This is a genomic window from Sabulicella rubraurantiaca (genome assembly GCF_017355885.1).
Taxonomy (GTDB): Bacteria; Pseudomonadota; Alphaproteobacteria; order Acetobacterales; family Acetobacteraceae; genus Roseococcus; species Roseococcus rubraurantiacus.
Genome location: NZ_JAFEUU010000014.1, coordinates 28692 through 42786, shown reverse-complemented (window position 1 = coordinate 42786; position 14095 = coordinate 28692). Strand labels below are relative to the sequence as shown.

General features: G+C 68.7%; 10 protein-coding genes. 8 read left to right on the top strand and 2 right to left on the bottom strand.

Annotation, left to right across the window (positions count from 1 at the left end; all coding sequences use genetic code 11):
• Positions 1-85: 85 nt before the first annotated feature.
• Both JTJ31_RS19440 and JTJ31_RS19435 read right to left on the bottom strand, forming a co-directional pair.
• The gene (locus tag JTJ31_RS19440) at positions 86-676 is read right to left on the bottom strand and encodes a hypothetical protein (RefSeq protein ID WP_207540404.1); all 591 of its coding nucleotides are present in this window, start codon (positions 674-676) and stop codon (positions 86-88) included.
• Complete coding sequence (locus tag JTJ31_RS19435) at positions 673-1638, bottom strand: alpha/beta fold hydrolase (protein ID WP_207540403.1); 966 nt, start codon at positions 1636-1638, stop codon at positions 673-675. Before JTJ31_RS19435 ends, JTJ31_RS19440 begins: the two co-directional genes overlap by 4 nt.
• 251 nt (positions 1639-1889) lie before the next feature.
• On the opposite strand from JTJ31_RS19435, the gene JTJ31_RS19430 reads away from it, so the two are divergent.
• The 8 genes from JTJ31_RS19430 to JTJ31_RS19395 all read left to right on the top strand — a co-directional run bounded on the left by JTJ31_RS19430 (position 1890) and on the right by JTJ31_RS19395 (position 14091).
• The gene (locus tag JTJ31_RS19430; RefSeq protein ID WP_207540402.1) at positions 1890-4415 is read left to right on the top strand and encodes an alpha/beta hydrolase; all 2526 of its coding nucleotides are present in this window, start codon (positions 1890-1892) and stop codon (positions 4413-4415) included.
• A gap of 49 nt (positions 4416-4464) precedes the next feature.
• Positions 4465-5304, top strand: a complete 840-nt coding sequence (locus tag JTJ31_RS19425) for an alpha/beta fold hydrolase (protein WP_207540401.1) — start codon at positions 4465-4467, stop codon at positions 5302-5304.
• A 590-nt stretch (positions 5305-5894) separates the two neighbouring features.
• The gene (locus JTJ31_RS19420) at positions 5895-7574 is read left to right on the top strand and encodes an efflux RND transporter periplasmic adaptor subunit (RefSeq protein ID WP_207540400.1); all 1680 of its coding nucleotides are present in this window, start codon (positions 5895-5897) and stop codon (positions 7572-7574) included.
• A 7-nt stretch (positions 7575-7581) separates the two neighbouring features.
• On the top strand, positions 7582-10713 hold the full coding sequence (locus JTJ31_RS19415) for an efflux RND transporter permease subunit (protein ID WP_207540399.1): 3132 nt from the start codon (positions 7582-7584) through the stop codon (positions 10711-10713).
• Positions 10714-10734: 21 nt separating this feature from the next.
• On the top strand, positions 10735-11112 hold the full coding sequence (locus JTJ31_RS19410; protein WP_207540398.1) for a hypothetical protein: 378 nt from the start codon (positions 10735-10737) through the stop codon (positions 11110-11112).
• Positions 11113-11429: 317 nt separating this feature from the next.
• Positions 11430-11834, top strand: coding sequence for a hypothetical protein (locus JTJ31_RS25245; protein ID WP_207540471.1), 405 nt, complete (start codon positions 11430-11432; stop codon positions 11832-11834).
• 119 nt (positions 11835-11953) lie between these two features.
• On the top strand, positions 11954-12688 hold the full coding sequence (locus JTJ31_RS19400; protein WP_207540397.1) for a GntR family transcriptional regulator: 735 nt from the start codon (positions 11954-11956) through the stop codon (positions 12686-12688).
• 14 nt (positions 12689-12702) lie between these two features.
• Positions 12703-14091 carry an MmgE/PrpD family protein gene (locus JTJ31_RS19395; protein WP_207540396.1) on the top strand — a complete coding sequence of 463 codons (1389 nt, stop codon included), beginning with the start codon at positions 12703-12705 and terminating at the stop codon, positions 14089-14091.
• The last annotated feature ends 4 nt before the right edge of the window (positions 14092-14095 follow it).

Sequence of the window (14095 nt, the reverse complement as noted above, 5' to 3'; positions counted from 1 at the left end):
GGTCGGTGTGGTTGCTCTCGGGACCTCAGCGGCAAAGCACCGGACATCTCGATAGGAGGGGAAATGGCCGTCTGGGGCGCCTCAACTATGCCGACGAGGCCAGGGAAGCGAGCACCGCGTTCCACAGGCGCTGGACTGAAGCCAGCCGCGCCTCCACCGCCTCCTCGACAACCGACCGTGGCATTTCCTCGGCCATCTGCCTGAGGAGCCTCAGGTTCGGCTGCAGCAACCGGCCGCTCTCCAACTCCACCAGCCCGAGCGCCGCAACGAAGGGGTCGTCGGGGCTGGCGTCCGGCGGCAGCAGCGGTGCCGGCCGGACTACGGTCACGATGGCCAGGCCAAGCGCGAGGGAGTCGAGCGCAAGGCCACGCATGACATCGGGTCCGTGTGCCAGCCGCGGAAGCCAGGCAGCCTGTGAAACTGATGCACGGGCCATCCACCACGGGTCCCACTGCCAAGCAACGCCGCGCATTATGGCGCCCACGATACCGGATGCGACGGCGGCCTGTTGCTGCAACGCGATCGCGACTGGGCCGTGGGTCCAGAGAGACTGCGCGGAGGCGCTGCTGGCGAGGGCCCCATAGCCGGCCACCAGGAAGGCGCCCAGCCGGGTCTGCTGCCATGGAGGAACGCGCCCCGCCGGATCGAGCGGCCCCAGCACGCTCTGCACCATCATGGCCGCTTCGCCCTCGGCACCCGGACCGGGATCGCACGCATATGGTCGAAGCCCCGCGGGAAGGGCTCCGGATCCTGGCTGGGCGCATCCGGCGCCACCGCCACCCGGCCTTCGCCCCGACCCTTGCCACGCCAGGCGCCGGAGAGGACATCGCGCATGAAGCCAGCCAGCAGGCCGGCGACCAGGGCAGGCTGTTCCAGCGTGAAGGCGTGGTAGGCATGCGGAACGATCACCAACTCCGCATCGGGGATGCCGCGGCGGAGTTCGTCGTGCAGCGAGCGCGGGGTCAGAAAATCGAACTCGCCGTTGAGCACCAGGGTCGGGCAGGCAATCCGCGGCAGCTCGGGCGTCAGGGGCCGGAAGTGGAGGAAGCTCTCCATCAGGTTCTGGAGCGCGAACAAGTCGTTCGCCACGAAACCGGCGCGCTTCACCTCGCCAAGCTGATCCAGGCGCGGCCCGAGCCAGGCGTCGGAGAGGTTCATTGGCAGCAGCATGTCCTGCAGGTAGGCGATGCCGCCCAGCGCCAACCCCTGCAGCAGCGTGCCGCCGAGGAGCCGCAGCTGCGGGGAGAGCGAGGCGAAGCTGCTGAGGAGCGCCAGCCCTGCCAGCCGGTCCCCGTGCTTGATCGCGTGGCGCAACGCGATCAGCCCGCCGAACGAGATGCCAGCCACGAAGACGCGCTCCGCCCCGGTGGCCACCACGATCGCCTGGAGCGCGGCGACCTGGTCCTCCTGCTCGATGAAAAGGGCGGGCTTGTCGGACTCGCCCTGGCCGAACATGTCGAAGGTCACCACGCGGAAGCCGTGCGCCACCAGCGCATCGCGATGCACTGTCCACAGCTCGGCGTATTGCGTCAGGCCGTTGACGAAGACCAGGACGGGCGCGCCCGCCGCGCCGTCGATGCGCCAGCGCAAGCGCCGCCCGTTGACCTCGAGCACGTCATACCCGCCAGGCCCAGCCACGATGCCCTCCACGCCGCGCTCTCGCCAGTGCGGCTTGCGGCCGGGCCCCGACGCTGGAGCCGCGACCGTCCAACCTCTAGCGGCCCGGCATCGCCGGCACACCGCCCGCGGCTATCGAGATTCTGCGTTCCTGGCTTCCCCGCCCGTCGCTCGGTTCGCGAAAAGCACGCGTGATTCCGATAGTTTTTTGCCCCGCGCCTCCTTGCCGCGGCTGTCTAGGCTGACTGTCCTTGACCGTGGAGGGAGCCGTCATGAGGTTGCGCACCCGCGCCTTTGCCCTGGCGCTGTTCGCGATGGGCTCATTCGCCGTGCCGGCGGTGGCGCAGCCCCCCTCGGCGCTTCTTGCGCAGCCCGTGACGCCGCGCTCGGCCGTGGCAAGCCACGACTTCCGCAAGGTCACGGTCAACGTCCCCGAATTCCGGCTCGGCGGCCGCTACAATCTCGACGACCCTGCCTCCTTCGAGAATGGCGGCGTCGGTGGGACGACGCTGGAGAGCCTGGGCGCCGGCCCGCTTCGCATGTCCTATATCGCCACCGGCACGCCGAAGCGGGATGCCGAGGGCCGGATCGTCAACGCCATCGTCATACCGTCTTACTACTCAGGCGACTCGACGAACATGTACGAGCAGTGGGTGGTCGGCACGGCGCTGTCCGGCGCGCCGGTGATCGGCCCGGGCCGGCTGATCGACACCGACCACTTCTATGTCGTCATGTTCGACGCGATCGGCCTCTGGGGTGCCTCGAAGCCCTCCGAGGGGCTGGGTATGCGCTTCCCGCAATACTCCTACCACGACAACGTCCAGGCGCAGTACCGCGTCCTGCGTGACCAGCTCAATGTGGGCCGGGTCGCGCTGGTCACGGGCGTCTCGATGGGCGCGACCCAGACGCATCTCTGGGGCGTGATGCACTCCCCATCCGGCTTCGTGCAGGCGGTGATGCCGGTCGGCGGCACCACGCAGGAAGATGGCGGAGACCCGGTGCGCGCCTGGGTGTTCCAGCTCGCGACCGACGCGATCGAATCCGACCCGGTCTGGCGGCAGACGAGGGGCAATTACTACAACATGCCAAAGGAAGAGCACCCGAACCAGGGCGTCGCCTTCTCCTGGTCCGTGTTGCTCAACAGCGGCTACACCTTCGACTTCCGCGCCACCCAGCCCTGGGACGCGGTGCGCCGCGACGTCTTTTACTGGAATCCGCCGACCGAGACCGACAGTGCCGGCGTCCGCGCGCTCGCCGCGAGCTTCGACGCGGTAGACCTGATCTACCGAAACCGCACCGGCCAGACCTACAACATCAATGAAGACCTCGGCCGCTCGCGCGCGCGGACACTTGTCCTGCACGTCACCACCGATCAGTGGCTGCCATACCGCCTGGCCGAGCGCGCGGTGGAGCGGATTCCCGGAGCGCAGTTGATCGGCCGGCCGCATCCCCTAGCCCATTACGGCATCTTCCCCTTCCCGAATACGGTTTCGACCGACCCGGTCTTCCTTCAGTTCATGCGGGACGTCCGCTCGCTGGCCGAGCCGGACCGCATCGCCGTGCGCAACTTCCGCTGGCCGTCGGTCGCAGCGCAGATCGACCCGGCTCGGTCGTTCTGGCGAGACCATGTCACCTACCCGTTCCCGGTGAAGCAGGCCGATGTGCAGGACGGCCGCGGCCGCAGCTGGAGCATCGGGTACATGGACGAGTACGCCGGCACCGAGCCCAACCCGCCCGTCCTCGTCATCATCCACGGCAAGGGCGCCTTCGGCGCGCACTACGGCAATGTCATGCGCCATGCGCTGTCGCGTGGGATGCGGGTCATCGTGCCCGATCTGCCGCATTACGGCATGTCCGGCCCGCCGAACCTTGGGCGCGAAGCTGCGCGCTCCTTGCAGGACATGCGGGAGGCGATCCACGACCTCGTGGTCAATCGCCTTGGCGTGCGGCAGGCGCACTGGATGGGTCATAGCCTGGGCGGGCAGTTCGTCATGGGCGTCGCTCTGAGCTGGCCCGATGCGGTGCAGAGCCTGGTGCTCGAAGCGCCTTCGGGCCTCGAGGAGTATCCGGCCGAGATCCAGATCGGCGGCCAGCGCCTGGCGCTGTTCGATCCGGCCTTGGCGAACGACTTCGCGCGCTGGCGGCAGGTCTGGGGTCCGACCGGCCTGTTGGATGCCGAGATGAACCGGACCGAGCAGGGGGTGCGCGACATGTTCGCCTGGCGCACCCGCGACGCCGCAGGCAATGTCCGCCCGGCAAGCTCTGGCTACTTCCTGCGCGACTCACCCTATGCACGACTGCACACGGAGCAGCGCGTCGGCATGATCCGCGGCAACCGTGCCGAGTTCGAGCAGTGGGTCACCGCCTATATTCTCGACGTGTACTCCATTGGCGCCGAGGTTGTGCGCGGCGACCGGGAGAACCTCCTTCAGCGTCTGATCCGCATCCGGCAGCCGATCTTCCTCGCCTTCGGCGCGCGCGAACCCTACATCCCCGCGCCCGCGCTGAACGGGCTGACTGATCTGGCGAACCAGGTGATCACCCCGTTCCTCTACCGCATGGCTAGCGCCGGCAACGAGCCGACGGTGAAGATCTACCCGGATGTCGGACACTTCATCCACACCGACGAGCCGGTGCAGTTCCCGGTGGACGTGGTGGACTTCGTGCTGACCGGGCGCGTCGCCACGGCGAGTCCGGCCGCCGTGGACCGGCTGGTGCGGGGCGGTGTGGCGCCCGCGGCAGGTTCGGCACCCGCGGAGACTGGTCCCGCGCCGTCCTCCGCGGGCCTCAACAAGTAGTTCCGCGCCGGTGCAGACGGCGCGACGAGTTCGGGCCGGTGACATTGAGTTGGGCTGCCGCCTCTGGGGCGACGGCCCAACCACCGTACTGTTCGTGCACGGCAATCTGGCCAGCAAGGACTGGATCGAACTCGCCGCGCCCTGGTTTCCGCCCGACATCAGGGTGATTGGCCTCGACTGGCGAGGCTGCGGCGATAGCGACCGCCCGCCACCAGGCGCAGACTACGCCAATTATCGCATGGAGGTGCACGCCGCCGACATGCTGGCCGCGCTCGACACGCTAGGCGTCGGCTTCTGCCACCTGGCGACGCATTCGACGGGCGGCGTCATCGCCGCGCACATGCTGCTGGCCCGGCCGGAGCGCTTCGGCAAGGTTCTCGCCCTCGATCCCGTTGCGCCGCTGGGCCTCGCTTTCGATGAGCAGGGCTTCGCGCTGTTCGAGGCGATGCGCAGCAGCCCCGAGGTGACGCGCGCGGTGATGGCGACGGCGGCGGCGAGCCTTTTCGAACCGGACAGCCTTGGCGCCGGCAAGGTCCCGCAGTTGCGCGCCGGGGCCGGCCCGACGGCGGCAATGTTCGAACGGGTCGTCCGCGGCGCCTTCGGCGTCGCCGAGGGCGTCTGGCTGGGCACGCCGCGGCACCTGACGGAGGAACGCCGCGCGGGTTGCCTTTCGACCCGCATGCCGGAACTGCGCCATGAGCACTTGGTGCTATGGGGCGAACAGGATGGCTGGATCCCGGCGGCCGACCTGAAGATGATGACCAGGCGCATGCCGGACTGCCGGCTGGTGACGGTGCCTGGGGTCGGGCACTCGATGAATCTGGAGCGCCCGGAACTCTACGCGGGCTATTTCGGTGCCTTCTTCGGCGGCTTGAACCGCGTGAGCTGACGGCACCCCCGGGGTTCAGCCACTCGTGGAGGATAGAGGCGCCGGGACGGATGGTCCTATGGCGTGCAGCCCGACGCCAGGCACTGCCGAATGAAGCCGGGGGTCGACGGCTCTTCTCTCTGGATCTAACACTTGGCTTCGTGGCCGTGGATCCTGGATTGCTCCAACTGTTGCGCAGCATGAGGTTGGTCTGCACCCTTGCCCTGCTGGCTGTCCTGATGGCCGCCTGGCAAGGACGGCACGCGCATGCTGTGCATCTTGGTATGGGTGATGTCCAGCTTACCGCCGGAGTTTCGGATAGCGGCGCATCGAACGGCGAAGACGGGGACGCGAACGAGACGCACGCTGCCCATTGTGCAGCTTGCCATCTCGCGCCGGCGCCCCTCCCACAGGTCGGGGCGCCTGGAGCGCCCCCGGTCGTCGAATTGCGGCAGCCCCGGCCCGACCGGTCTGCCCTGATGGATGATCACGGCCCCGGGCTGCCGGCACGCCCGCCAAGAAGCGCACACCACACCTAGCCGCGGCCCGTCTGGATGGGCGGCCGCGGCCTGAGCCGCCACGTCCGTCTCCAAACTCGGTGCCGCCCTCCCATGCCGTTTCCCACACGCCCGCGCGCCTGGCTTGCAGCGTTGCTGCTGCTTGTCGGCCCTCCCGTCGCCGCCCACGAAGGCCACGACCATGACGCCCCCGTTGCGGCCGCGCCCGCCCGGCCGCGCGTCGCGGTCCACTCCGATCTGTATGAGGTCGTCGCCGTCCGGGAGGCGCCGGACCGCCTTCGCATCTGGCTCGATCTCTTCGACGGCAACGTGCCGGTCACCGCAGCCCGGATCGAAGTGACCATCGGCGACGTGCCGGTGGTGGCCGAGCCGGAGGCAGAGGGCACCTTCCGCGTCGCATCCCCGGTCCTGGCGCAGCCCGGCATGCCGCTCGACCTCGTCTTCTCCATCACCAATGGCCCGGTCGGCGACGACCTGCTGGCCGGTACGCTCCCCGCGCTGCCGCCCCCCGATCCACACGCTGGACCTTTCGAGGATCCGTGGCATGAGGCCGTCGAGTGGGCGGCACATCGTCCCTGGCTGGTGGCGGCCGGCGGCGCGCTGCTCGGACTTGTCGCTGGCGTGACCCTGGCCCGTCCGCGCCGCCGGGCGCACCGCCGCCGTGCCGTGGTCGCCACGGCCCTCACGCTGGCCTTCCTGCCCGTCCCCGGTCGCGCCGGGCCGGGTCACGACCACGACGAGGCCCATGCTCCGGCCGCCTCGGCCGCGGTGGATGCCCCTTCCCGCCTGCCAGACGGCACCGTCTTTCTGCCGAAGGTCAGCCAGCGCCTGCTGGAAGTGCGGACGGCCATTCTTCGGGAGGCCGAGGCATCGCGCACCGTCACGCTGGTCGGGCGCGTCGTGGCCGATCCCAACCGCGGGGGCCTTGCCCAGAGCCTCGCCGGCGGCCGAATCGTGCCGCCGGAGAACGGGCTGCCGCGCCTCGGGCAGGCAGTGCGCCGCGACGAAGTGCTGGCCATCGTCGAGCCGCCGATTCCGGTCGCCGATCAGACCACTATCGCCGAACGGTCGGGCGATCTGGAGCAGCAGATCGCCGCCGCCGAGGCGCGCCTCGCGCGCGCGCGCAACCTCGCCGCCTCCGGCGCCGGAACCCGCGTGCAGGTGGTGGACACGGAGATCGAACTGGAGGGGCTGCGACGGCGCCGCGTCCTGCTCTCCCGGAGCCGCGTGGCGCCCGAGGTGATCCGAGCCCCGGCAGACGGGATCATCGCCTCCGCCCGCGCCGTCGCGGGCCAGGTCGTGGCAGCGCAGGACGTTCTGTTCCAGATCGTGGATCCGGCGGCGCTCTGGGTGGAGGCGCTCGTCTTCGGGGCCGATGCAGGCCTCGATCTGCGGTCGGCCTCCGCTTCGGTCCGGGGCGGTCAGCCCATGCGCCTCGAGATCCAAGGCTTCGGCCGCGCCGTCCAGCAAGGCGCGACTCTCGCGCAGTTCCGCATCGTGGACCCGCCCACCGGCCTAGCCCTTGGCCAGCCGGTCACGGTGGTGGCCCAGGTCGCCGACCCGATCCGCGGGCTCATCCTGCCCCGCGCCGCTGTCGTCCGCGCCGCCAATGGCGAGCAGGTGGTCTGGCGACATGTCGAACCGGAAAGCTTCACCGCCGCCCCAGTCCGGATCGAGCCACTCGACGCCGCACGCGTTCTGGTCGCCGCCGGTCTCCGCGCGGGAGAGCGGGTGGTGGTGCAGGGCGCCGGCCTCGTGAACCAGGTGCGCTGAGGCCGCCATGTTCCAGTTCCTCGTCTCGGCCAGCCTGCGCAACCGCCTGTTGGTCCTGATCGCCTCGGTCGTGCTCGTCGGCTACGGCGCGCTGGTGCTGCCGCGCGTGCCGGTGGACGTCTTCCCCGACCTGAACCGTCCGACCGTGACCTTGCTGACCGAGGCCGAGGGCCTCGCGCCGGAGGAGGTCGAACGGCTCGTCACCTTCCCGATCGAGACGGCGATGAACGGCATGCCAGGCGTCATGCGCGTCCGCTCCGTTTCCGCCGTCTCGCTCTCCATCGTCTATGTGGAGTTCGACTGGTCAGCCGACCTCTACCGGGCCCGCCAGCTGGTCGCCGAACGGCTCGGCGTCGTCCGCGCCTCGCTGCCGCCCGGCATCACGCCCCTCATGGGCCCGGTTTCCTCCATCATGGGCGAGATCATGCTGGTGGCGGTGCGCTCCGAGGGCCTGTCGCCCATGGCAGCGCGCGAGGCCGTCGACTTCACCATCCGGCCGCGCCTGCTTTCCATCCCCGGCGTCGCCCAGGTGATCCCGATCGGCGGCGAGGTGCGGCAGTACCGCATCACGCCCGACCCGGCCGCCATGCTGGCCCTCGGCGTCACGCCGGAGCAAGTCGAGGCGGCCGTCGCGCGCTTTGGCACCAACACCGGCGGCGGCTTCGTCGACCAGAGGGGCCGCGAGTACCTGATCCGCAACCTTGGCCTCACGCAGCGCCTGGAGGATCTCGCGGACACGCCGGTCGCCCAACGCACAGCTTCTCCCACGCCAATCCTGCTGCATCAGGTCGCGAGGGTGGAGTTCGCCGCCCGACCCAAGCGAGGCGACGCGGGCTACCGCGGCGAACCGGCCGTAATCTTCTCGGTCCAGAAGCAGCCCGGAGCGGACACCATCACGGTGACGGAGGCGGTCGAGGCCGCCCTGGCCGAACTGAAGCCCACCTTGCCGCCCGGCCTCGGTGCGTCCCGCGTCCAGTTCCGGCAGGCCGACTTCATCGCGACCTCCATCCGCAACGTCGAGACGGTCCTGATCGAGGCCGGCATCGTGGTTGCCGTGGTCCTCGCCCTGTTTCTGATGAACCTGCGGGCCACCGTCATCTCGCTGGTTGCCATCCCTGTCTCGGTGCTGGCCACCGTGGTGGTGTTCCATGCCTTCGGCCTGACCATCAACACCATGACGCTCGGTGGCCTCGCCATCGCCATCGGTGAGCTGGTGGACGACGCCGTGGTGGACGTCGAGAACATCCTGCGCCGCCTGCGGGAGAATGCCGGGCTTCCAGCGCCACGCCCCGTACTGGAGGTCGTGGCTGCCGCGAGCCAGGAAGTGCGCTCGGGCATCGTCTATGCCACGGCGATCGTGGTGCTGGTCTTCGTGCCGCTTTTCGCCTTGCCTGGCATCGAAGGGCGGCTCTTCGCGCCGCTTGGGGTCGCATACATCGTGGCGATCCTCGCAAGCCTGCTCGTCTCGGTCACGCTGACGCCGGTGCTGGCCTACTGGCTGCTTGGCAGCCGGCCCGCACAGGCGCATCGCCCGGATGGTCCGGTTCTGCGCGTGGCCAAGCGGATGAACCGGGCCGCCCTTCTTCGTGCGTTCGCTCGGCCGAAGCTCGTCTATGCAAGCACGGCGCTGCTCTTCGCCGTGGCAGCCTGGGGCGCGCTCATGTTGCCCCGGGCGTTCCTGCCTGCTTTCAACGAAGGGACGGTGCTGGTGAACTTGTCCTTCCGGCCCGGCATCTCGCTGGCCGAAAGCGCCCGGCTCGGCGCGGTGGCCGAGCGGCTTCTTGCCGAACTCCCGGAGGTCGTCTCCGTGGGGCGGCGCACCGGACGGGCGGAACTCGACGAGCACGCCGAAGGCGTCCACGTGAACGAGCTTGACGTGACGCTGCGCAAGTCGGATCGGAGCCGCGCGGAAGTGCTGGCCGAGATCCGCGCCCAGCTCGCGCCGCTGCCGGCCAACATCAACATCGGCCAGCCCATTCAGCACCGCCTCGACCACATGCTCTCCGGCGTGCGCGCCGAGGCGTCCGTGAAGCTCTTCGGTCCCGACCTCGATACCCTCGGCGCGCTGGCCGAGGGGCTGCGGGCGCGGATGGCCAGGATCTCGGGCCTCGTTGACCTTCAGGTGGAGCGGCAGGTGCGCATCCCGCAGCTCCGCGTGCTGCCGGACTACAACGAGGCGGCCCTCTACGGCCTCACCCCGGCGGCGCTGACCGCCGCTCTCGAGGGTCTCTCGAACGGGCGCGTCGTCAGCCAGATCGTGGATGGGGTGCGACGCTTCGACGTGGTGGTGCGCCTGTCCGACCGGGATCGCACCACCGAGGGCCTGGGCGAACTTCTCGTCGCCACGCCTCAGGGTCACGTGCCGCTACGCCTGGTCGCCAGCGTGGAAGAGGTCGATGGGCCGAACCAGGTTCTTCGGGAAGGGGGACAGCGCCGCATCGTGGTGTCCGGAAACGGGGACGGGCAGCGCGACATGGCGGCAATCGCAGCGGATCTCCGCCGCGTCATGACCGATTTCCCGCTGCCTACCGGCTACGCAGCCGTGCTCGAGGGCAATTTCCGGGCACAGGAGGAGGCTGCGCGCACCATCGGGCTGCTCTCGCTCGTCTCGTTGGCCCTGGTCTTCGTGGTGCTCCGTCAGCGCTACCGCTCGACGGCGTTGGCGCTGGTCGTCATGGGCAATATGCCGCTCGCCCTGATCGGCAGCGTGGCCGCGCTCTGGATCGCGGGCCTGCCGCTGTCGGTCGCCTCCATGGTCGGCTTCATCACCCTGGCCGGCATCTCCGCCCGAAACGGCATCCTGAAGGTCAGCCACACCCTCAACCTCGTCCTGCACGAGGGGATGCGGTGGGGCCGTCCCCTCATCCTGCGTGGCAGCGAGGAGCGCGTCGCCCCCGTCCTGATGACGGCGTTGTCGGCCGGGCTTGCCCTCATTCCCCTGCTGTTCGGGACGGGGGAGCCGGGCCGCGAGATCCTGCATCCCGTGGCCGTGACCATCTTTGGCGGGCTGATCAGCGCGACGCTTCTCGATGCCGTGCTCACGCCGCTGCTGTTCCGCCAATTCGGGCGCCCTGCGCTCGATCGCCTTCTGGCCGAGCAGGGAGAGCTTCCCGCAGGCCGAATGGCCGAGGCCTTCTAGACCCAGGAGAGGAAAACATTGATGAACCTTATTCGCCGCGGCGTTGTTGCGCTGTTGCTCGTGCCGGGCCTCGCCGGTGCCCAGAGCGCCCGGTCCCGCGGCCCAAATGGTGGCCTCGTGGTCATCGTGGATGGCCATCCGGTCGAACTCGTGGCCTCGGGCACCGAGGTCATCCTGTTTGTCAGCGACGAGCAGGGCCGCCCTTCGTCAACACGCCAGGCATCGGGGCGGCTGACCATCCAGGCCGAGGGACGGACCTCGACGGTCACTCTTCGTCCCGCCGAGCCGAACCGGCTGGTCGGCGCTCTCCAAGCCCCCCTCGCCTCCGGCGCCCGGCTTGTCTTCAACGGCACGATCGATCACGGACATCGGGTGACGGCCCGTTACGTCATCGAGTAGGGCCTGCACCGCAGCTGTGGTGGCGTGGGGTTAAACCTTCACGCCGCCATGCGGAGGGTCATGCAGCGCCCGCGCGCCGCATCAGTCAGAACCTTGATGACGCGGCATTCGACGTCGTGTCCATTGAGACGACGGTCTTTCGCTCAAGTTCCTCCAGCGATCAAAACCGGCGTACGCAGTACCGTACGGCCTCAAGGCGACGGCGGGCGATGGTGTCAGTCCCTTCGCAGGTCGGGTCCGATGCGACTGCGGTTGGCACTGATCTGCGGCTCGGTGAAGTGCTCGCCGACCCCTCCCCCACCGAGTAGATCGCTGCGGTGCGCAGGGAGGCGGCCCGTGCGCCCACCGCGATGGTCGGGGACAGCGTGAACGACGCGCCGGCGCTGGCTGCAGCCGATGTCGGCATTGCCATGGGCGCGCACGGGATTGCTGCCGCGGCCGAGGCGAGGGATGTGGTGCCTCTGGTAGACCGGATGTTGGCAGCGCGGATCTCTGCCCTGATGGAGGTCGCACGGGGTGGGGAGGACCGCTGGGCCGAGATCGCGCCGGATCTCCGACGCAGCGTCTACGCACTCAAGGCACTGCTCACTTTGCACCCTTCGGCTGAGGAGGAGGTGCTCGCGGAATTGGAGGAAGCAGGGAGCACCTCCACATCCCGCGACGCCCCGCCGCAGCACGCTCAAGAGACGGCCCGGCGTCTATCGGTCACGACCACGAGATAGAACAAGCCTGTGAAGCAGTGATTGGCGGCCTGATCCATCGTGGGATGAACTGGAGCACGCCCGCGCCGCGGCCGGCGGCGAACAGGCAGGGTTTACAAGCTGGTTCCAAAAGGCCAACAATGGATATTGTATCCAATATCCAAACGGACGCTCTCATGCTTCCTTGGCTTGCGTCACCCGAAGCTGAAGCTGACCCAAGTCTGGCTGCCCTTCGGCAGGTGCCGCTCGCTCGCCTCGTGCACAAGGAAATCCTGAGCGGAATCCTCGGCGGCGACCTCCAGCCTGGCGAGAAGATCTCCGACTCAGCGCTGGCAGAGAAGCTGGGCGTATCGCGCATGCCTGTGCGCGAGGCCCTGCGAGATCTGGAAAGCTCTGGGTTGGTGGAGACCCGCAAACACACCGGTGTGTTCGTGCGGATGCCAAGCACCCGCGAGATCTCCGAACTCTACGAGTTGCGGGCCGGGCTCGACGCGATGGCGGGACGGAAGGTCGCCGCGTCGCCGCCGCCTGATCTGCTGGACAAGCTCACGGGCTGCAACGAAGCGATGGCTGCGGCTGTCGAGAACAAGGACGTCCTGTCCTATTACAGGGCCAATCTGGAATTCCACTGGAGCATCGTTTCCGCGGCAGGAAACCGGGAACTGATGTCCGTATACCGCAGTGTCGTGCAGCGGGTGCACACCGCTCGCATCAAAAGCCTCTCGAGCGATGTTGCGATGATGGCCTCATTCCAGGACCACCGCGACATTGTCGAAGCGATCCGCGCAAAGGAGCCGGACCGCTGCGCCGCACTGATGAGTGCACATGTCGGACGCGCCATCACTCGCCTCCAGCCCGCCTCCCCTACCCCCTAAGAAGTGGACCGACCGTGGACGTCACCAGCAAATTGCAAGCGTCGCCGCCGCAGACTGGAGCCGAAGCTCCGCCGCTCACGAGGGAACTGGCCCGCTTCACGGCTCAGCATCCTTCGGGGGCATGGGATGCAGCGACCGAGCAGGCTGCCCTGCGCACGATTCTCAATTGGCTGGGCTGCGCGATCGGAGCAGCCCTCCACCCCGCCGTCGATGCCGCTGTCGCGGCCATGCTAGACCTCGATCCTCCGGCGAGCGTGACCATCCTCGGACGGCGGGAGAAGATGGATGCAGCGAGCGCAGCGCTCGTGAATGGCATCTCCTCGCATGTGTTCGACTACGACGATACGCATCCAACCACGCTGATCCATCCTTCTGGGCCGGTCGTCGCCGCGGCGCTTGCGGTTGCCGAGCGCTATGACCTCAGTGGCCGCGCCCTGGTCGATGCCGTCGTGCTCGGCGTCGATGTCGCATGCCGGGCGGGGCTTCTGGTGTGCCCGGAGCATTACGACCGGGGCTGGCACGTCACCGGCAGCGCTGGTGTCCTGGGTGCAGCGGCGGCGGTCGCTCGCCTGCTCGAGATGGACACACAGACGACGACGATGGCGCTGGGCCTTGCCGCGTCCCAGCCGATTGGCCTGCGCGAGCAGTTTGGCTCAATGGCGAAACCCTTTCATCCGGGAGCAGCGGCGCGGGCCGGGATTACCTCGGCTCTGCTGGCACGCCGCGGATTCACGGCCGCGGCCACAGCCCTGGAAGGCAAGCGCGGCTATGCGCGGGTGCTCTCGGACCGACAGCATTGGGGTCGCGCTCTCTCTGGGCTTGGAGAGCGCTTCGAGATCGTCGCCAACACGTTCAAGCCCTATGCCTGCGGGCTCGTTATTCATCCCTGCATTGATGCCTGCCTGACGTTACGTGCGCAGCACAGCTTGCAGCCCGCCGACATCGCTTCGGTTGCATTGCGGGTGCATCCCCTGGTGTTGGAACTCACCGGCAAGACGCAGCCCCGGACGGGGTTGGATGGAAAGTTCAGCGTATTTCACGCCTGTGCCGCAGCACTGGTCCGTGGCGCCGCTGGCATCGCCGAGTTTCAGCAGGAAGCGGTCGAGCAGCCAGAGGTGGTCGCGCTTCGCGGGAGGATCAGCGCCACAGCCGAAGACGGGCTCCCGCATGAAGCGGCGCATGCCACGATCGTCTGCAAGGACGGACGCAGCTTCAGCCATCGGGTTGACCACGCCCTGGGCAGCCTCGAACGGCCGATGTCGGATCATGACCTCGACGCCAAGTTTGCCGCGCTCGTCGAGCCAGTGCTGGGTACCGACAAGGCCGCACACTTGCAGCAATCCTGTTGGTCACTGGCTGAAGCCCGCACGCTGGCCCCCTTCCTCGGCCAGGCAAGGCCGTGAAGCC

Bases quoted from the DNA above. Each gene is read 5' to 3' on its own strand.
- JTJ31_RS19440 (WP_207540404.1), bottom strand. From the start codon at position 676: ATGATGGTGCAGAGCGTGCTGGGGCCGCTCGATCCGGCGGGGCGCGTT.
- JTJ31_RS19430 (WP_207540402.1), top strand. From the start codon at position 1,890: ATGAGGTTGCGCACCCGCGCCTTTGCCCTGGCGCTGTTCGCGATGGGC.
- JTJ31_RS19420 (WP_207540400.1), top strand. From the start codon at position 5,895: ATGCCGTTTCCCACACGCCCGCGCGCCTGGCTTGCAGCGTTGCTGCTG.
- JTJ31_RS19415 (WP_207540399.1), top strand. From the start codon at position 7,582: ATGTTCCAGTTCCTCGTCTCGGCCAGCCTGCGCAACCGCCTGTTGGTC.
- JTJ31_RS19410 (WP_207540398.1), top strand. From the start codon at position 10,735: ATGAACCTTATTCGCCGCGGCGTTGTTGCGCTGTTGCTCGTGCCGGGC.
- JTJ31_RS19400 (WP_207540397.1), top strand. From the start codon at position 11,954: ATGGATATTGTATCCAATATCCAAACGGACGCTCTCATGCTTCCTTGG.